Below are 18,409 nucleotides of genomic sequence, written 5' to 3'. Positions count from 1 at the left end.
TCCTCATGCGGCGCTCCTCAGCGCGAGCAGGTCCGAGATGGCGTGCACGGTGCGCAGGGTGGGCACCTCCACGCCGGTGATCTCCGCCAACTCGACGACCGCCGCGAGGAGTACGTCGAGTTCGAGCGGCTTGCCGCGCTCCAGGTCCTGGAGCGTGGAGGTGCGGTGGTCGCCGACCTTCTCGGCGCCCGCGAGCCGGCGCTCGATGGAGACGCCGACCTCGCAGCCCAGGGCCTCGGCGACGGCGAGCGTCTCGGTCATCATGATCTCGATGACCTTGCGGGTGCCGCCGTGCAGGCACATCTGCCGCATGGTGGCGCGGGCCAGCGCGCTGATCGGGTTGAAGGAGATGTTGCCGAGCAGTTTGAGCCAGATGTCGTTGCGCAGGTCGGGCTCCACCGGGCACTTCAGGCCGCCGGCCACCATGGCCTCGCTGAGCGCCAGACAGCGCCGGGAGACGCTGCGGTCGGGCTCGCCGATGGAGAACCGCGTGCCTTCCAAGTGCCGTACGACGCCAGGGTCTTCGAGTTCGGTGGCGGCGTAGACCACACAGCCGACCGCCCGTTCGGGCGCGAGCACCGCACTGACCGCGCCGTCGGGGTCCACGCTCTCGACGCGGTGGCCGTCGTGCGGGCCGCCGTGCCGGTGGAAGTACCACCAGGGGATGCCGTTCTGGGCGGCCACGACCGCCGTGCCGTCGTGCAGAAGGGGCTCGACGAGCGGCCCGCACGCCGCGTACGAGTTGGCCTTCAGGCCCAGGAAGACATAGTCGACCGGGCCGACCTCGGCCGGGTCGTCGGTCGCGTGCGCGGGGGCGGTGAAGTCGCCGCGCGGACTGAGCACCCGCACCCCGTGCCGCCTCATGGCCGCGAGATGCGGTCCACGGGCGATGAGGTGCACGTCGGCGCCGGCGCGATGCAGCGCCGCTCCGACGTAGGCGCCGATCGCACCGGCGCCGAGGACTGCAACTTTCACTTCGGAACGCTCCGTTCGGTCGAGGGAGTACCGCGGAGGTGGCTGGGAAGCAGTGTCCGATCAGGTCGAATCTCGTCGACTGAATATTGTCTACAGTATGGATAGAGGGTCAGCAAGGGTTCGCGCACGGCCTTCGACCGTTCGTCGCGCCCGGCATACCGCTCATCGCAGACGGTCGACGCGCCGCCTTCTCAACTGCCCTGGCGCTCCCTACCGTTCGGGATCATGAGTCCCCCTGTAGCACCCCCGGGCTGGAGCCGCTGGCTGGTTCCCCCCGCCGCTCTCTCCGTCCATCTCTCCATCGGCCAGGCCTACGCCTGGAGCGTGTTCAAGCCGCCGCTCGAATCCGCCCTCGGCCTCAGCGGCACGCAGAGCGCGCTGCCGTTCCAGCTCGGCATCGTCATGCTCGGTCTGTCGGCCGCGTTCGGCGGCACGCTGGTGGAGCGCAACGGGCCGCGCTGGGCCATGACGGTCGCCCTGATCTGCTTCTCGTCCGGCTTCCTGCTCTCCGCGCTGGGCGCGGCCACCGAGCAGTACTGGCTGATCGTCCTCGGCTACGGCTTCGTCGGCGGCATCGGCCTCGGCATCGGCTACATCTCGCCGGTCTCCACGCTCATCAAGTGGTTCCCGGACCGGCCCGGCATGGCCACCGGCATCGCCATCATGGGCTTCGGCGGCGGCGCGCTCATCGCCTCGCCCTGGTCGGCCCAGATGCTGGAGTCGTTCGGCAGCGACAGCTCCGGGATCGCACTGGCCTTCCTGGTGCACGGACTGTCGTACGCGGTGTTCATGTCGCTGGGCGTCCTCTTGATCCGGGTGCCGCGAACCGAGCAGGGGGCGCGGGACGGTGCTGAATCCGCGGCTACCGCCGCGGGGGCGCGCTCGGTCCCCACCGGCCCGCAGGTGAGCGCGAATCAGGCGATCCGCACCCCGCAGTTCTGGTGCCTGTGGATCGTGCTCTGCATGAACGTGACCGCCGGCATCGGCATCCTGGAGAAGGCCGCGCCGATGATCACGGACTTCTTCGCGAACACCTCCACACCGGTGTCGGTGTCCGCCGCGGCCGGGTTCGTCGCGCTGCTGTCGGCGGCCAACATGGCGGGCCGGATCGGCTGGTCCTCGACGTCGGACCTGGTCGGGCGCAAGAACATCTACCGTCTCTACCTGGGCGTGGGCGCGCTGATGTACGGCCTGATCGCGCTGGCCGGCGACTCCTCGAAGCCGCTGTTCATCCTGTGCGCGCTGGTGATCCTCTCCTTCTACGGCGGTGGCTTCGCGACGGTCCCCGCCTATCTGAAGGACCTCTTCGGCACCTACCAGGTCGGCGCCATCCACGGGCGGCTGCTCACCGCCTGGTCCACGGCCGGCGTCCTCGGGCCGCTGATCGTGAACTGGATCGCCGACCGGCAGGAGGCGGCGGGCAAGGACGGCTCCTCCCTCTACACCATGTCCCTGTTCATCATGATCGGCCTGCTCGCCGTCGGCTTCGTCGCCAACGAGCTCGTCCGGCCCGTCCACCCGCGCCACCACGTTCCCGCTCCGGCCTCGGAGGGGCAGTCGACCGAGAAGGAGGCCGCCGATGTCCAGCAGCAGTGGTAGTAGTGGCGGTCCGACGGGCCGACGGGGGCTGATCGCCTTCGCCTGGGTGTGGGTGGGGGTGCCGCTCGCGTACGGGCTGTACGAACTCGTACAGAAGGCGACGCAGCTGTTCACCGGGTAGGTGCGGCGTAGGTGTTCGGAAGGTGTTCGGGCGTCCGAGGGTCTGAGGGAAGCTGACAACGTGGGCGCCCGTTTCCTGTGGCATCACTTGCACCCGTACCCGTGAGTCACTGATCAGACTGGTGAATCCCGCTACCCGAGGCCCGAGGGGATCACCAACGATGAACGGCTCGCGCATCGCCGCAGTCGGCCACTATCAGCCCGCCAAGGTACTCACCAACGAGGACCTGGCGGGCATGGTCGACACCAGTGACGAGTGGATCACATCCCGGGTGGGCATCCGTACGCGCCACATCGCCGGGCCCGACGAGCCGGTCGACGAGCTCGCCGCGCACGCCGCCGCGAAGGCCCTCGCCGCCGCGGGTCTCGCGCCCGGTGACATCGACCTGGTCCTGGTCGCCACCTCCACCGCGATCGACCGCTCCCCGAACATGGCCGCCCGGGTCGCCGCCCGCATCGGTATCCCTTCGCCCGCCGCGATGGACGTCAACGTCGTCTGTGCCGGTTTCACCCACGCGCTGGCCACCGCCGACCACGCCGTCCGGGCCGGGGCCGCGACCCGGGCGCTGGTGATCGGCGCCGACAAGATGTCCGACGTGACCGACTGGAGCGACCGTACGACCTGCGTGCTGGTCGGCGACGGGGCCGGTGCGGCCGTCGTGGAGGCCTCCGAGGAGGCCGGTGTCGGTCCGGTGCTGTGGGGGTCGGTGCCCGAGATGGGGCACGCCGTGCGTATCGAGGGACAGCCGGCGCGGTTCGCCCAGGAGGGGCAGAGCGTCTACCGCTGGGCGACGACACAGCTGCCGGCCATCGCCCGCCGGGCCTGCGAGCGGGCCGGTCTCGCGCCGGAGGACCTCGCCGGGGTCGTCCTGCACCAGGCCAACCTGCGCATCATCGAGCCGCTCGCGCTCAAGCTCGGTGCCGTCAACGCCGTCGTCGCGCGCGATGTCTCCGAGTCCGGGAACACCTCGGCGGCGAGTATTCCGCTGGCCTTCTCCAAGCTCGTCGAGCAGGGGCGGATCTCGTCGGGGGACCCGGTGCTGCTGTTCGGGTTCGGCGGGAACCTGTCGTACGCCGGGCAGGTCGTGCGCTGCCCGTGACGCCGCTGCCGTGGGCCTGCAGTGGGCCTGCCGTGGGCCCGCGGTGGTCACCGACGCGGGTGACGTGGCCAACTCCTCGGTCCCCTGGCCTTTGTGCGCCGTAGACTGTAGACGAAAGACAATCAATACTGGCTTTCCGTGACGGTCGGCTACCGGATGCAGTCGCCCGGCGTTCGCCCAGGAGGGGGACCGATGTTGTCGACAGGACTGCCGCAGGGTGCGGTGCCCAAGCTCGAACGGCCCGGCCCGCTGCGAGACCGTGTCTACGAGGCGCTGCTCGAACTCATCACGACCCGTGCCCTCCAGCCGGGCCAGCATCTGGTCGAGAGCGAACTGGCAGGTCACCTCGGCGTGTCGCGGCAGCCGGTGCGCGAGGCGCTCCAACGGCTGAACACCGAGGGGTGGGTCGATCTGCGGCCCGCGCAGGGCGCGTTCGTGCACGAGCCGACGGAGCAGGAGGCCGACCAGCTCCTCACCGTCCGTACGCTGCTGGAGGCCGAGGCCGCCCGGCTCGCCGCCGTCCACGCCGACAAGGCCGGCATCGCGGCTTTGGAGGAGCTGTGCGCGCAGGGTGAGAAGGCCGTCGCCGCCGACGACGTGGACACCGCCGTCGCCCTCAACGCCCGCTTCCACGCGAAGATCATGGACCTCGCGGGCAACACCGTCCTCGCCGAACTGGCCGCCCAGGTCGACCGCCGCGTCCGCTGGTACTACACACCCGTCGCCCGCCAGCGCGGTCGGCAGTCCTGGATCGAACACCGCGGCATGATCGCCGCGATCACCGCCCGAGACGAACAGCGCGCCACCGAACTGATGCGGGAACACACCGAGCACACGCGACGGTCGTATCACGCGCGGGCCAAGTCCTGAGCGCCGCCGCGGTGTTCAGGGCCGCGGCGGAATCACGGTGTTGGCGGTGCCGTCCGCGCGCGGACCGGCGAGCTGCACCCAACTGCCCATCTCCCGCTGCTCGATACGGGTGATGCTGACGGCGAGCGCCTGGTCCCGCGTCTCGGGGTCGGCGTACGGCTCGGCGCCGGTGTAGTAGAGGCGGCGCTCCGCCTCCACGGCCTCGCGGGCCTCGCTGAAACGCAGATAGTCGTCCTGCCAGTGGAAGACGGACCGCAGGCCGGTGATCACCACGACGACACCGCCCAGCACGGCGGGCACATCGGCATTGGTGGACGCCAGCACCGCCGAGACGGGGATGGCCGCGGAAACGAGCAGCACCAGGATCTCGGTGAGGCGGAAGGCGCGGCGGGCCCGCAGGGCGGCCCGGTGATACCAGGCGTACGAGCCGTCGGCCACGCGCATCGCGTATCCGGCGCCCGTCTCGGGCGAACCGTCTGACGAGGATCCCTGAGCCATCCGCGCTCCCCCCAAAGCACTCCTGTCGGCAAGGAAAGCGTAGCCAACCAAGGCCCGATTGTGCCCCGTTGGTGCGCATGGGCGATCAGCGGCGGTGTCGGGCGCGGCCCGTCGCAATCCCTCTCGCCCACCCCCTCTCGCATCCGCTCCCGCATTGCTGGCGCAGCCCCGCGCCCTCCTCTTTGTCCTGTGAGTGGAGAAAGTTGACGGCAATCTGTGCGCAAGTTCTTCCCAGTTTCGGCAGCCGCTGCTACGTTCCCCTCGAAAGCAGGCCACCTCAGGTGGCCGAAACCCGGCGAGCACAGGCCGAATGAGGCGGGGAGGGGCTCGTGAGACGGATGACCGCGCGACCCGCGAACGCCCATCAGGCCCGACTGCTCAAGCTGCTGCGCGACGGCGGGCCCAACTCCCGTGCCCAGCTGGGCGATCAGATCGACCTCTCACGGTCCAAGCTGGCCGTGGAGGTGGACCGGCTGCTGGAGACGGGCCTGGTCGTGGCCGACGGACTCGCCGCCTCGCGCGGTGGCCGTCGCTCCCACAACGTCCGGCTCAACCCCGGGCTGCGCTTCCTCGGCGTCGACATCGGCGCGACCTCGGTCGACGTCGCCGTCACCAACGCCGAACTGGAGATCCTCGGCCATCTCAACCAGCCCCTGGACGTACGCGAGGGGCCCGTCGCGGTCTTCGAGCAAGTCCTGTCCATGGCCGCGAAGTTGAGGGACTCCGGGCTCGCGGAGGGGTTCGACGGAGCCGGTATCGGCGTCCCCGGTCCGGTCCGCTTCCCCGAGGGCGTCCCGGTGGCACCGCCGATCATGCCGGGCTGGGACGGCTTCCCCGTGCGGGAGGCGCTCAGCCAGGAACTCGGCTGCCCGGTCATGGTCGACAACGACGTGAACCTCATGGCGATGGGGGAGCAGCACGCGGGCGTCGCACGCTCCGTGGGCGACTTCCTCTGCGTCAAGATCGGCACCGGCATCGGCTGCGGCATCGTCGCGGGCGGTGATGTCCACCGCGGTGTCACCGGCAGCGCGGGCGACATCGGGCACATCCAGGCCGTGCCCGACGGACGGCCGTGCGCCTGTGGCAACCAGGGCTGCCTGGAGGCCCACTTCAGCGGGGCGGCCCTCGCCCGGGACGCCGTGGAGGCGGCCCAGCAGGGACGGTCCGAGGAACTCGCCGCGCGGCTGGAGGCGAACGGCACGCTCACCGCCGTCGACGTCGCCGCCGCGGCCGCCGCCGGTGACGCCACCGCACTCGACCTGATCCGTGAGGGCGGCAACCGCGTCGGCCAGGTCATCGCCGGACTCGTCAGCTTCTTCAACCCCGGCCTGGTGGTGATCGGCGGCGGGGTGACCGGCCTCGGCCACAACCTGCTCGCCGCGATCCGCACCCAGGTCTACCGCCAGTCGCTGCCCCTGGCGACCGGCAACCTCCCCATCGTCCTCGGCGAGCTGGGCCCCACCGCCGGCGTCATCGGCGCGGCCCGCCTCATCAGCGACCACCTCTTCTCACCCGCGTAAGCCACTCGCTCCGTACGGCTCACCGGCACCGCACCTCGCACCGCGATCGGCCCTGCCCTGCCCTGCTCTGCCTCGCCCCGCCCTGAAACCGGCCCGCACGCCCGCCAAGGGGACCTCATGGCACCAGAACCACCGCTGCTCAGCATGAACGGCATCACCAAGTCGTTCCCCGGAGTCCGCGCCCTCGACGGCGTCGACCTCGACGTCCAGGCCGGTGAAGTGCACTGCCTGCTCGGCCAGAACGGGGCCGGCAAGTCCACCCTCATCAAGGTCCTGGCCGGCGCCCACCAACCCGACACCGGCACCATTCGGTGGCGCGGCGAGGAGGTCACCCTCCGCTCGCCGATCGCCGCGATGCGCCTCGGCATCGCCACCATCTACCAGGAACTCGACCTGGTCGAGCACCTGTCGGTGGCGGAGAACGTCCACCTCGGCCATGAACCCACGGCCGCCGGGTTCGTCGTACGCGGAAAGGCCGCCCGGTCGTCGACCGCCGAGCTTCTCGAGCGACTTGGGCACCCCGAGATCGCCCCGGCGCGGCTGGTCGGCGAGCTGTCGGCGGCCCAGCAGCAGATCGTCTCCATGGCGCGGGCGCTCTCCCACGACGTACGGCTGATCGTGATGGACGAGCCGTCCGCCGCCCTCGACCCGGACGAGGTCGACAACCTCTTCCGCATCGTCGGCGACCTCACCGCCGCCGGAGTCGCCGTCGTCTACATCTCGCACCGCCTGGAGGAGATCCGCCGGATCGGCGACCGGGTCACCGTGCTGAAGGACGGGCGGGCCGTGGCGGGCGGGCTTCCGGCGAAGACGACGCCGACCCGGGACGTCGTGGCGATGATGACGGGACGCAACGTCGAGTACGTCTTCCCCGAGCGCCCGCCGAAGGACGCCACCGGCGGCGAGCCGCTGCTGGAGGTGCGGGGACTCGCCCGGCACGGCGAGTTCGAGCCACTCGATCTGGCCGTGCGGCCCGGGGAGATCGTGGGGCTTGCCGGACTGGTCGGCTCGGGGCGCTCCGAGATCCTGGAGACGATCTACGGGGCGAGGAGGCCCAGCGCCGGTCAGGTCCTCGTGGACGGGCGGGCCTTGAAACCGGGCAGCGTACGGGCCGCCGTGCGCGCCGGACTCGGGCTCGCCCCCGAGGAACGCAAGGCACAGGCCCTGCTGATGCTGGAGTCCGTCACCCGCAACGTCTCCGTCTCCTCCATGTCCCGTTTCTCCCGCGGCGGCTGGATCGACCGGGCCGCCGAACTGGGCGCCGCGCGGGCCGCCACCCGTGAGCTGTCGCTGCGGCCCGACAACCCCTCGGTGCCCGTGCGCACCCTCTCCGGCGGCAACCAGCAAAAGGCCGTCCTGGCCCGCTGGCTGCTGCGCGGCTGCCGTGTCCTGCTGCTCGACGAACCCACCCGCGGCGTCGACGTCGGCGCCCGCGCCGAGCTGTATGCCGTGGTCCGGCGGCTGGCCGACGAAGGCCTCGCCGTGCTCCTGGTCTCCAGTGAGGTACCCGAAGTGCTGGGCCTCGCCGACCGCGTCCTGGTGCTGCGCGAGGGGCGTGTCGTGCACACGGCGTCCGCGCGCGAACTCGACGAACACCGCGTACTCGACCTCGTCATGGAAGGAAGCCCGGCGTCATGACGCAGCACGCCTCCCCGCCCCGGGACAGCACCGGAAAGGTGCCGTCGGCCGGAGCGGCGCCCGCCTGGCGGGGCCTGATGGCCCGCGCCGACGTGCGCACCCTCTCCCTGCTCGGCGTCCTCGCCGCGCTGATCGTCATCGGCGGCATCACCAAGCCGGACGAGTTCCTCGACACCCGCAACCTTCAGCTGGTCCTCACCCAGGCGTCCGTGATCGGTGTCGTCACCGTGGGCATGACCTTCGTCATCATCTCCGGCGGCATCGACCTGTCCGTCGGCGCGATCGTCGCGCTGGCGTCGGTGTGGGCGACGACGGTGGCCACCCAGGAGTACGGCTTCGCCGGCATCCTCTTCACCGCGGTGGTCGTCGGTGTGGGATGCGGGCTGGTCAACGGAGTGCTGATCGCGTACGGCGCGATGGTGCCGTTCATCGCGACGCTCGCCATGCTGGCGTCCGCGCGCGGCCTGGCCCTCCAGATCACCGACGGCAAGACCCAGATCGTCACCATCCCCTCGGTGCTCGACCTCGGCGAGCGCGACGCCTACGTCCTCGGCATCCCACCGCTGGTCATGGTGTTCGCGGTCGTGACGATCATCGGCTGGCTGGTGCTGAACCGCACGACCTTCGGGCGGCGCACGGTGGCCGTCGGCGGCAACGCGGAGGCGGCCCGGCTGGCCGGCATCGACGTCCGCCGCCAGCGGCTCTACCTCTACCTGCTGTCCGGACTGTGCTGCGGCATCGCCGCCTTCCTGCTGATCGTCCTGTCCGGCTCCGGTCAGAACACCAACGGCAACCTGTACGAACTCGACGCCATCGCGGCCGCGATCATCGGCGGCACGCTGCTGACCGGCGGTCGCGGCACCATCGTCGGCTCCGTGCTCGGCGTCCTGATCTTCACCACGATCACCAACATCTTCGCCCTGAACAACCTGCAGAGCGACGTCCAGCAGATCGCCAAGGGCGCGATCATCGTCGCCGCCGTGCTGGTCCAGCGCCGTACCGCGAGCACGACCTGAGGAAAGGGTTCACCGTCATGCCAGAGCTCACCAGTCGCAGAGGGCTGCTGTTCGGAACCGCCGCGATGGGCGCCGGTGCCCTCCTCGTGGGTTGCACCAGCAACGAGTCCAGCGACGAACCGGCCGCAAACGAGCAGCCGGCCGCCGACGACAAGCCCGGAAAGGCCGTCACCATCGGCTTCGCCGGCCCGCAGGCCGACCACGGCTGGCTCAACGCCATCAACGACAACGCCAAGAGCCGGGCCAAGAAGTACTCGGACGTCACCCTGGAGATCACCGAGGGGTCGAACGACACCGCCGCGCAGATCGGCCAGATCGAGACACTGATCAACAAGAAGGTCGATGTGCTGGTGGTGCTGCCCGCCGACGGCAAGGCGCTCACCCAGGTCGGCCTCAAGGCGATGCGCGCGAACATCCCGGTCATCAACCTCGACCGGATCTTCAACACCCCGCAGGCCTACCGCTGCTGGATCGGCGGCGACAACTACGGCATGGGCCTCAACGCCGGCCACTACATCGGCGAGAAGCTCAAGGGGAAGTCGAACGCCACCGTCATCGAACTGGCCGGCCTGGACAACCTGGAGCTGACCCAGCAGCGCACCAAGGGCTTCGACGACGCGCTGAAGAACTATCCGAACATCAAGAAGGTGGCCCGTCAGGCGGCCGAGTTCACGGTCGAGTCCGGGCAGGCCAAGATGGCCCAGCTCCTGCAGGCCCAGTCGAAGTTCGACGCCCTGTGGAACCACGACGACGACCAGGGCGTGGGCGCGCTGCGGGCCATCGAGCAGGCGGGGCGCGACGACTTCCTCATGGTCGGCGGCGCGGGCGCGCTGTCCGCCTTCCAGGCGATCAAGAAGGACGACGGCGTCCTCAAGGCCACCGTCCTGTACCCGCCGACCATGGCGGCGTCCGCCATCGACCTGGCCCGTGCCCTGGGGCAGAGCAAGGGCGTCGGCGGTATGGCCGAGTTCGAGATCCCGGCCTCGATCACGCTCTACTCGGCGGTGGTCGACAAGGACAACGTCGACCGGTACATGTCCACCGGCTTCAAGTGAGGCGCACCCTGCCCGACGACGGGGGCGACGCGTCCGGCGTCGGGCAGGGCCGGGGACGTTCAGGGATCGAGCCGACCTGCGAGGTCTGGGTTCGGGACGTGGATGCGGGCGAGTGGTGGACGGGGACGCGGGGGTTCGGGGATCCGTGGTGCGTGGATGCGCGGATTCGTGGGGCCGTGCTGCCGAGGGTCGTTCGGGAGCCGGGGCGCCGTGCACGGGGGGCGCGGCGGCTGGGCCGGGGAGCCGAGGTGGTGGGCAGCGCACAGCCCTGTGGGCGCACAGTCCTGTGGACCTGCAGTCCTGTAGACCCGCAGTGCCGTGGTCCCGCAGTGCCGTGGTCCCGCGGTGCCGTGGACCGGCAGTCCTGCAGGCCTCTTGGCCACCCAGGACCGTAGGCCACCCAGGACCGTAGGCGACCCGGGTCCGCAGACCCGCAAGGCCCGAGCCCACAGGACGGCACGATCCGCTGAACGCCCCGCAACCCCCCACCGCTGCACGACGACGAGGAGGACTATCGCATGGGACAGCCGCAGCAGCCCGACGAAGCCGAGGCACAGGCAGGGGCCACGGCCGACGGGATGGGCGTGTCCGGCCCCGCGGCCGGGCCCGGGCCCGAGGTGTCCCCACCAGGCACGGTGGCGGGAAAGCCGCCGCTGCGCGTCGGCATGGTCGGGTACGCCTTCATGGGCGCCGCGCACTCGCAAGGGTGGCGCACCGCGGGCCGGGTCTTCGACCTGCCCCGCACCCCGGTCCTCACGGCGATCTGCGGGCGGGACGCCACCGCCGTGCGCGCGGCGGCCGAGCGGCACGGCTGGGCCTCGGCCGAGACCGACTGGCGTGCCCTGATCGCGCGGGACGACATCGACCTCGTCGACATCTGCACCCCGGGCGACAGCCATGCCGAGATCGCGCTCGCCGCGCTGGCCGCCGGCAAGCACGTCCTGTGCGAGAAGCCCCTCGCGAACAGCGTCGAGGAGGCCGAGGCCATGACTGCGGCGGCCGAACAGGCCCAGCAGCGAGGCCAGTTGGCCATGGTCGGCTTCAACTACCGCCGGGTGCCCGCCGCAGCCCTCGCCCGCAGCATGGTCGCCGAGGGCCGCCTCGGCCGACTGCGTCACGTACGGGTGACGTACCTTCAGGACTGGCTCGTCGACCCGCAGTTCCCGCTGACCTGGCGGCTGCGCAAGGAGCTGGCGGGCTCGGGCGCGCTGGGCGACCTGGGCGCGCACATCATCGACCTCGCGCAGCACCTGGCGGGGGAGAGGCTGAGCGGTGTGTCCGCGCTGACGGAGACCTTCGTACGGGAGCGCCCGCTGCCCGGCGGGGCCGTGAAGGGGCTGTCCGCCGTCTCGGCCGAGGCCGCCACGGGACCGGTCACCGTCGACGACGCCGCCGTGTTCACGGGCCGCTTCCCCTCCGGAGCCCTTGCCTCCTTCGAGGCCACCCGCTACGCCACCGGCCGCAAGAACGCCCTGCGTATCGAACTCAACGGCGAGCGCGGCTCGATCGCCTTCGACCTGGAACGCCTCAACGAACTCTCGTACCACGACGGCAACGAGCCGGGCGCGCACGCCGGCTTCCGTCGCATCCTCGTCACCGAACCCGACCACCCCTACCTGGACGCCTGGTGGCCGCCGGGCCACGGCCTCGGCTACGAGCACACCTTCGTCCACCAGGCCCGCGACCTGGTCCACGCCATCGCCGAGGGCCGGCAGCCCGAACCCTCCTTCGCCGACGGGCTGCAGGTGCAGCGCGTGCTCGCGGCGGTGGAGGAGAGCGCCGAGAAGAACTCCGTCTACACCCCCATCGCGGTCTGAGGAGGCTGACGCGCAATGCCGCGTACGTTCACGCTGTTCACCGGCCAGTGGGCCGACCTGCCGCTGGAGGAGGTCTGCCGGCTCGCCCGCGACTTCGGCTACGACGGTCTCGAACTCGCCTGCTGGGGCGACCACTTCGAGGTCGACAAGGCCCTCGCGGACCCGTCGTACATCGACTCCAGGAAGGCCCTGCTCGACAAGTACGGCCTCAAGTGCTGGGCGATCTCCAACCACCTGGTCGGCCAGGCGGTCTGCGACGCCATCATCGACGAGCGCCACCGGGCCATCCTGCCGGGCGAGGTGTGGGCCGAGGGCGACCCGGAGGGGGTCCGGCAGCGGGCCGCTGCCCGGATGAAGGACACGGCGCGGGCCGCGGCCGCCTTGGGCGTCGACACGGTGATCGGCTTCACCGGCTCCGCGATCTGGCATCTCGTCGCGATGTTCCCGCCCGCGCCCGAGTCGATGATCGAGCGCGGCTACGAGGACTTCGCCAACCGCTGGAACCCCATCCTGGACGTCTTCGACGAGGAGGGCGTGCGGTTCGCGCACGAGGTACACCCCAGTGAGATCGCCTACGACTACTGGACGACCTGGCGGGCCCTGGAGGCGGTCGGCGGCCGACCCGCCTTCGGCCTCAACTTCGACCCCTCCCACTTCGTGTGGCAGGACCTCGATCCGGTCGGCTTCCTCTGGGACTTCCGCGACCGCATCTACCACGTCGACTGCAAGGAGGCCCGCAAGCGCCTCGACGGCCGCAACGGCCGCCTCGGCTCCCATCTGCCGTGGGGCGACCCCCGCCGGGGCTGGGACTTCGTGTCGGCCGGGCACGGCGACGTCCCCTGGGAGGACGTCTTCCGGATGCTGCGCTCCATCGACTACAAGGGCCCGATCTCCGTGGAGTGGGAGGACGCCGGCATGGACCGGCTGCAGGGCGCCCCGGAGGCGCTGACCCGTCTCAAGGCGTACGACTTCGAGCCGCCCAGCGCGTCCTTCGACGCCGCGTTCAACAGCTGAACCACGCACCCGGCGTAAGTGTTCAGGACGCAAACACCTCCGGGGTGACGGCGCACCCCGGCGCCCGCACCGCACGTCCACGCACCCACCCCGTACGGCACACCCCGTTCCCGGAGGGACTTCGTGCAGAGAACCAGACCCAGAAGCACCCGCACCCCCAGGCGCCCCAGGCTTCGCACCGCCGTCGCCCTGTTCTCCGGCCTGCTCCTGGCCGTGGGCACCCCGGCCACCGTCGCCGGCGCCCACCCCGGACACCCGGAACACGACGAACCGGCAGCCGCCGAGGGCCAGTTCCAGCAGGTACCGCTCGCCAAGGGCGAACCCGAGATGGGCGAGCCGATGTCGCTCGCCGTACTCCCGGACCGCAGCGTCCTGCACACCTCGCGCGACGGCACACTGCGCCTGACCGACCAGGGCGGCGTCACCAAGGTCGCCGGCAAACTCGACGTCTACAACCACGACGAGGAGGGCCTCCAGGGCGTCGGCATCGACCCGGACTTCAAGAACAACCGGGCGATCTACCTCTACTACGCCCCGCCCCTGGACACCCCCACGGGCGACGCCCCCGAGACCGGCACCGCCGAGGAGTTCAAGAAGTTCGACGGCGTCAACCGCCTCTCGCGCTTCACCCTGAACGCCAACGGCACGCTCAACAAGGCCAGCGAGAAGAAGGTCATCGACGTCGCGGCCTCCCGCGGCACCTGCTGCCATGTCGGCGGCGACATCGACTTCGACGCGGACGGCAACCTCTACCTGTCGACGGGCGACGACACCAACCCCTTCGCCTCCGACGGCTACACGCCGATCGACGACCGGCCGAACCGCAACCCGGCCTTCGACGCCCGCCGCAGCGCCGCCAACACCAACGACCTGCGCGGCAAGATCCTCCGTATCAAGGTCGCCGAGGACGGCTCGTACACCGTCCCGGAGGGCAACCTCTTCGCCCCGGGCACCGAGAAGACCCGGCCCGAGATCTACGCGATGGGCTTCCGCAACCCGTTCCGGATGAGCGTCGACGACAAGACCGGCATCGTGTACGTCGGTGACTACGGCCCCGACGCGGGTGCCGCTTCGCCGACGCGCGGCCCGGGAGGCCAGGTCGAGTTCGCCAAGGTCACCAAGGCCTCCAACTTCGGCTGGCCCTTCTGTACCGGCAACAACGACGCCTACGTCGACTACGACTTCGCCACCGGTACCTCCGGCGAGAAGTTCGACTGCGCCGCCCCGAAGAACACCTCGCCCTACAACACGGGCCTCACCGACCTGCCGCCCGCGCAGGCCGCCTGGATCCCGTACGACGGCGGCTCCGTGCCCGAGTTCGGCACCGGCTCCGAGTCCCCGATGGCCGGCCCGGTCTACCGCTACGACCCCGACCTCGACTCCAAGGTGAAGTTCCCCGAGGCCTACGACGGCGACTTCTTCGCCGGTGAGTTCGGCCGCCGCTGGATCAAGCGGATCGAGCAGAACGACGACGGCTCCGTCGCGAAGATCAACGACTTCCCGTGGACCGGCACCCAGATCATGGACATGGAGTTCGGCCCCGACGGCGCGCTCTACGTCCTCGACTACGGCATCTCCTGGTTCCAGGGCGACGAGCACTCCGCGCTGTACCGGATCGAGAACGCCGAGGACGGCTTCTCCCCGATCGCCGAGGTGAGCGCCGACAAGACGTCCGGCGCGGCCGGCCTGAAGGTCAAGTTCACCGCCTCCGCCAAGGACGCCGACTCCACCGACCTCACCTACAGCTGGGACTTCGGCGACGGCACCAAGGGCGAGGGCCTCAACCCCACCCACAAGTACAAGAAGATCGGCACCTACAGCGCCACCTTCACCGCCAGGGATCCCGAGGGCAACACCGGCAACGCCAGCGTCCGGATCGTCGTCGGCAACACCGAACCCAAGGTGCGGATCGACATCCCGGGCAACGGCGCCCTGGCCGAGTTCGGCAAGCCTGTCCCGTTCAAGGTGACCGTCACCGACCCGGAGGAGACGGTCGACTGCTCCAAGGTCAAGGTCACCTACAGCCTCGGCCACGACTCCCACGCCCACGAGCTGACCAGCGAGATGGGCTGCGAGGGCACCCTGACGCCACCCGCCGGTGACGGCGGACACGACCCCAACGCCAACATCTACGGCGTGGTCGGCGCCGGCTACACCGACGGCGGGGCGAACGGCCAGGAGGCACTCACCGGCACCGCACGCACCGTGCTCCAGCCGCTGCACCGCCAGGCCGAGCACTTCACCACCCAGTCCGGCGTGTCGGTCATCGACAAGACCGGCGCCAACGGCGGCAAGACCGTCGGCAACGTCCACGACGGCGACTGGATCTCCTTCACCCCCTACCGGTTCGCCGGGCAGAAGAAGATGACCGTCAGGGCCTCCTCCGGCGGCGCGGGCGGCTTCATCGAACTGCGCACCGGCTCGCCGGACGGACCGCTGCACGGCTCGGCGTACATCCCGCCCACCGGCAGCTGGGAGACGTTCCAGAACGTCGACGTCCCCCTCAGGGCGCTGCCCAGGAAGACCACGGACATCTACCTGGTCTTCAAGGGCGGCGAGGGCGCGCTGTACGACGTGGACGACTTCGAGTTCTCCACCCAGCCGTTCAAGGGCGGCAAGAAGGTCCTGGTCTTCTCCAAGACCGCCGGCTTCCGCCACGACTCCATCCCGGCCGGCATCGCGGCCCTGAAGGAGCTCGGCGGCCCGGCCGGCATCACGGTCGACGCGACCGAGGAGGCCAAGCAGTTCACCACGACCAACCTCGCCAAGTACGACGCGGTCGCCTTCCTTTCCACCACGGGTGACGTCCTCAACGCCGAGCAACAGCAGGTGTTCGAGAACTACGTGGCGGGTGGCGGCGGCTACATGGGCATCCACGCGGCCGCCGACACCGAGTACGACTGGGCGTTCTACGGCGGTCTCGTCGGCGCCTACTTCGACTCGCACCCGGCCATCCAGAAGGCCACCGTCCGCGTCGAGGACCACGACCACCCGTCCACCGCGCACCTCGGCGACGCCTGGGAGCGCACCGACGAGTGGTACAACTACCGCACCAACCCGCGTGAGCAGGCCAAGGTCCTCGCCACCCTGGACGAGACCACCTACCAGGGCGGGAACATGAAGGGCGACCACCCGATCGCCTGGTGCCAGAACTACGGCGGCGGCCGGTCCTTCTACACCGGCGGCGGCCACACCAAGGAGTCCTACGCCGACGAGGCCTTCCGGGCCCATCTGCTCGGCGGCCTGCAGTACGCCACCGGCCAGGTCAAGGCGGACTGCAAGCCGAGCAAGGGCTACCGGAAGATCTTCAACGGCCAGACCCTGGACGGCTGGAAGCAGGCCGGCCCCGGCAAGTTCGACGTCAAGGACGGCACCCTTCAGACCGAGGGCGGCATGGGCCTGCTCTGGTACCAGGCCAAGGCGCTGAAGTCGTACTCCCTCAAGCTCGACTGGAAGATGCAGGGCGACGACAACTCCGGGATCTTCGTGGGCTTCCCGGCCTCCGACGACCCCTGGTCCGCGGTGAACAAGGGCTACGAGATCCAGATCGACGCCACGGACGCGCCCGAGCGCACCACGGGATCCGTCTACTCGTTCAAGTCGGCGAACATCAAGGTCCGTGACCAGGTCCTGCGTCCGCCCGGCCAGTGGAACTCCTACGAGATCAAGGTCCAGGGCGAACGCCTCCAGGTGTTCCTCAACGGAGTCAAGATCAACGACTTCACCAACACGGACCCCGAGCGGAGCCTGACCGACGGCTACATCGGCCTGCAGAACCACGGCGCCGACGACCAGGTCTCCTTCCGCAACATCCAGTTGAAGGAACTGCCCAGCACGGGCGGCTGAGCGGCGGCGGGCGGGGGACGCCGGACCCCCGCCCGCCGTCTTCGTCCCACCCTCCGGGGTTCGCGCACGACAAGGAGGCTGACCATGTCCGCGTCCCTCTCCCGACCACGTGTGGGAGTGTGGCTGATCGGAGCCCGAGGCTCCGTCGCCACCACCGTCGTCACGGGGTGCGCCGCCATCACCGCGGGGCTGCACCCGCCCACCGGCATGGTGACCGAGACCCCGGCCTTCACCGACAGCGGCCTGCCCGCCCTGACCGACCTCGTCTTCGGCGGCCACGACACCCTCGACTGCCCCCTGCCCAAACGCGCCGAGACCCTCACCGCCGGCGGCGTCCTCCCACCCGGTACCGCCACCGCCGTCTCCGCCGAACTCGCCGCCGCCGACCGCGAGATCAGGCCCGGCGGTCCCACACCGGGGGACACCAGAAGCGAGTCCGAGCTGATCACGGCCTTCGCCGACGACATACGCGACTTCGTACGCCGCCACGAGCTGGTGCGCGCCGTGGTCGTGAACGTGGCCTCCACCGAACCGGCGCCCCAGACGCCCGACGCCCCGCTGCCCGCCAGCACCCTGTACGCGCTGGCGGCCCTGCGCGCGGGCTGCCCCTACGTCAACTTCACCCCGTCCGAGGGCCTGCACCACCCCGTCGCCGCCGGCGAGGCCGAGCGCAGCGGCCTGCCCTACGCCGGCCGGGACGGCAAGACCGGCCAGACCCTGCTGCGAGCCGTGCTGGGCCCGATGTTCGCGCAACGGGCGCTGACGGTCCGGGCCTGGTCCGGAACCAACCTGCTGGGCGGCGGCGACGGCGCCGCCCTCGCCGACCCGGCCGCGGCGGCCGCGAAGAACGCCGGCAAGGAACGCGTCCTCGCCGACACCCTCGGCACCGTCCCCGAGGGCGACGTCCACATCGACGACGTCCCGGCCCTCGGCGACTGGAAGACCGCCTGGGACCACATCGCCTTCGACGGCTTCCTCGGTACCCGCATGATCCTCCAGACCATCTGGCAGGGCTGCGACTCGGCCCTCGCCGCACCCCTGGTCCTGGACCTGGCCCGCCTCACGGCACGCGCCCACGAGACCGGCCTGACCGGCCCGCTCACCGAACTCGGCTTCTACTTCAAGGACCCGGTGGGCGACGGACCGGCGAGCCTGGGGGAGCAGTACGCGGCGCTGACGGGCCTGGCGGAACGGCTCCGCCCCGCGGGCACCGGCGACTCCGCCCACGAGGTACCCGTACCGGGCGCCCTCCAGCGCGAGCTTCCCGCAGGGGAGCGTCGTGAACGGTAGCCGAAGCCCTCGCGCCGCACTTGCCCGGGCCGAACCGCCGTGGCTCCCCGA

14 protein-coding genes are annotated in these 18,409 nt (G+C 70.6%); 12 read left to right on the top strand and 2 right to left on the bottom strand.

From position 1 onward, the window contains the following. Positions 1-3: 3 nt before the first annotated feature. On the bottom strand, positions 4-975 hold the full coding sequence (locus ACFZBP_RS01825) for a 2-dehydropantoate 2-reductase (RefSeq protein WP_391409320.1): 972 nt from the start codon (positions 973-975) through the stop codon (positions 4-6). A gap of 225 nt (positions 976-1,200) precedes the next feature. On the opposite strand from ACFZBP_RS01825, the gene ACFZBP_RS01820 reads away from it, so the two are divergent. From ACFZBP_RS01820 to ACFZBP_RS01805, 4 genes are all read left to right on the top strand, one after another. Beyond that, positions 1,201-2,574 carry an MFS transporter gene (locus tag ACFZBP_RS01820; protein ID WP_391409318.1) on the top strand — a complete coding sequence of 458 codons (1,374 nt, stop codon included), beginning with the start codon at positions 1,201-1,203 and terminating at the stop codon, positions 2,572-2,574. After that, the gene (locus ACFZBP_RS01815; protein ID WP_391409317.1) at positions 2,555-2,695 is read left to right on the top strand and encodes a hypothetical protein; all 141 of its coding nucleotides are present in this window, start codon (positions 2,555-2,557) and stop codon (positions 2,693-2,695) included. The genes ACFZBP_RS01820 and ACFZBP_RS01815 overlap by 20 nt, the downstream gene beginning before the upstream one ends. Positions 2,696-2,855: 160 nt before the next feature. Continuing rightward, a complete protein-coding gene (locus ACFZBP_RS01810) occupies positions 2,856-3,794 on the top strand; it encodes a beta-ketoacyl-ACP synthase III (protein WP_383453101.1) in 939 nt (312 codons plus the stop codon). 192 nt (positions 3,795-3,986) lie between these two features. After that, complete coding sequence (locus tag ACFZBP_RS01805; protein ID WP_391409316.1) at positions 3,987-4,664, top strand: FCD domain-containing protein; 678 nt, start codon at positions 3,987-3,989, stop codon at positions 4,662-4,664. A 15-nt stretch (positions 4,665-4,679) separates the two neighbouring features. Here ACFZBP_RS01805 and ACFZBP_RS01800 read toward each other — a convergent pair whose 3' ends face one another. Beyond that, positions 4,680-5,162 (bottom strand): DUF4231 domain-containing protein, encoded by a 483-nt coding sequence (locus ACFZBP_RS01800; RefSeq protein ID WP_391409315.1) that lies wholly within the window; start codon positions 5,160-5,162, stop codon positions 4,680-4,682. A 338-nt stretch (positions 5,163-5,500) separates the two neighbouring features. On the opposite strand from ACFZBP_RS01800, the gene ACFZBP_RS01795 reads away from it, so the two are divergent. The 8 genes from ACFZBP_RS01795 (at position 5,501) to ACFZBP_RS01760 (ending at position 18,358) form a co-directional block, all read left to right on the top strand. Continuing rightward, positions 5,501-6,682, top strand: a complete 1,182-nt coding sequence (locus ACFZBP_RS01795) for an ROK family protein (protein ID WP_391409314.1) — start codon at positions 5,501-5,503, stop codon at positions 6,680-6,682. Positions 6,683-6,799: 117 nt separating this feature from the next. Further along, the gene (locus ACFZBP_RS01790; protein ID WP_391409313.1) at positions 6,800-8,320 is read left to right on the top strand and encodes an ATP-binding cassette domain-containing protein; all 1,521 of its coding nucleotides are present in this window, start codon (positions 6,800-6,802) and stop codon (positions 8,318-8,320) included. Next, complete coding sequence (locus ACFZBP_RS01785; RefSeq protein ID WP_383453111.1) at positions 8,317-9,336, top strand: ABC transporter permease; 1,020 nt, start codon at positions 8,317-8,319, stop codon at positions 9,334-9,336. Before ACFZBP_RS01790 ends, ACFZBP_RS01785 begins: the two co-directional genes overlap by 4 nt. 17 nt (positions 9,337-9,353) lie before the next feature. Then, positions 9,354-10,391, top strand: a complete 1,038-nt coding sequence (locus ACFZBP_RS01780) for a substrate-binding domain-containing protein (protein ID WP_383453113.1) — start codon at positions 9,354-9,356, stop codon at positions 10,389-10,391. 518 nt (positions 10,392-10,909) lie between these two features. Continuing rightward, on the top strand, positions 10,910-12,208 hold the full coding sequence (locus ACFZBP_RS01775) for a Gfo/Idh/MocA family oxidoreductase (RefSeq protein WP_391409312.1): 1,299 nt from the start codon (positions 10,910-10,912) through the stop codon (positions 12,206-12,208). A 15-nt stretch (positions 12,209-12,223) separates the two neighbouring features. Then, positions 12,224-13,222 (top strand): sugar phosphate isomerase/epimerase family protein, encoded by a 999-nt coding sequence (locus ACFZBP_RS01770; RefSeq protein ID WP_383453118.1) that lies wholly within the window; start codon positions 12,224-12,226, stop codon positions 13,220-13,222. A 123-nt stretch (positions 13,223-13,345) separates the two neighbouring features. Beyond that, positions 13,346-17,068 (top strand): ThuA domain-containing protein, encoded by a 3,723-nt coding sequence (locus ACFZBP_RS01765; protein ID WP_391409311.1) that lies wholly within the window; start codon positions 13,346-13,348, stop codon positions 17,066-17,068. A gap of 84 nt (positions 17,069-17,152) precedes the next feature. Then, the gene (locus ACFZBP_RS01760; RefSeq protein ID WP_391409310.1) at positions 17,153-18,358 is read left to right on the top strand and encodes an inositol-3-phosphate synthase; all 1,206 of its coding nucleotides are present in this window, start codon (positions 17,153-17,155) and stop codon (positions 18,356-18,358) included. Positions 18,359-18,409 lie beyond the last annotated feature (51 nt).

The organism is Streptomyces sp. NPDC008086, assembly GCF_042957325.1.
Classification (GTDB): Bacteria; Actinomycetota; Actinomycetes; order Streptomycetales; family Streptomycetaceae; genus Streptomyces.
Note: the sequence above shows the minus strand (reverse complement) of the source record. Positions and strands in the feature narration are given on the sequence as shown.

What these genes read in the sequence shown, in the direction of transcription:
- ACFZBP_RS01820 (WP_391409318.1), top strand. Translation starts at nt 1,201, where the DNA reads ATGAGTCCCCCTGTAGCACCCCCGGGCTGGAGCCGCTGGCTGGTTCCC.
- ACFZBP_RS01815 (WP_391409317.1), top strand. Translation starts at nt 2,555, where the DNA reads ATGTCCAGCAGCAGTGGTAGTAGTGGCGGTCCGACGGGCCGACGGGGG.
- ACFZBP_RS01810 (WP_383453101.1), top strand. Translation starts at nt 2,856, where the DNA reads ATGAACGGCTCGCGCATCGCCGCAGTCGGCCACTATCAGCCCGCCAAG.
- ACFZBP_RS01805 (WP_391409316.1), top strand. Translation starts at nt 3,987, where the DNA reads ATGTTGTCGACAGGACTGCCGCAGGGTGCGGTGCCCAAGCTCGAACGG.
- ACFZBP_RS01800 (WP_391409315.1), bottom strand. Translation starts at nt 5,162, where the DNA reads ATGGCTCAGGGATCCTCGTCAGACGGTTCGCCCGAGACGGGCGCCGGA.
- ACFZBP_RS01795 (WP_391409314.1), top strand. Translation starts at nt 5,501, where the DNA reads ATGACCGCGCGACCCGCGAACGCCCATCAGGCCCGACTGCTCAAGCTG.
- ACFZBP_RS01790 (WP_391409313.1), top strand. Translation starts at nt 6,800, where the DNA reads ATGGCACCAGAACCACCGCTGCTCAGCATGAACGGCATCACCAAGTCG.
- ACFZBP_RS01785 (WP_383453111.1), top strand. Translation starts at nt 8,317, where the DNA reads ATGACGCAGCACGCCTCCCCGCCCCGGGACAGCACCGGAAAGGTGCCG.
- ACFZBP_RS01780 (WP_383453113.1), top strand. Translation starts at nt 9,354, where the DNA reads ATGCCAGAGCTCACCAGTCGCAGAGGGCTGCTGTTCGGAACCGCCGCG.
- ACFZBP_RS01775 (WP_391409312.1), top strand. Translation starts at nt 10,910, where the DNA reads ATGGGACAGCCGCAGCAGCCCGACGAAGCCGAGGCACAGGCAGGGGCC.
- ACFZBP_RS01770 (WP_383453118.1), top strand. Translation starts at nt 12,224, where the DNA reads ATGCCGCGTACGTTCACGCTGTTCACCGGCCAGTGGGCCGACCTGCCG.
- ACFZBP_RS01760 (WP_391409310.1), top strand. Translation starts at nt 17,153, where the DNA reads ATGTCCGCGTCCCTCTCCCGACCACGTGTGGGAGTGTGGCTGATCGGA.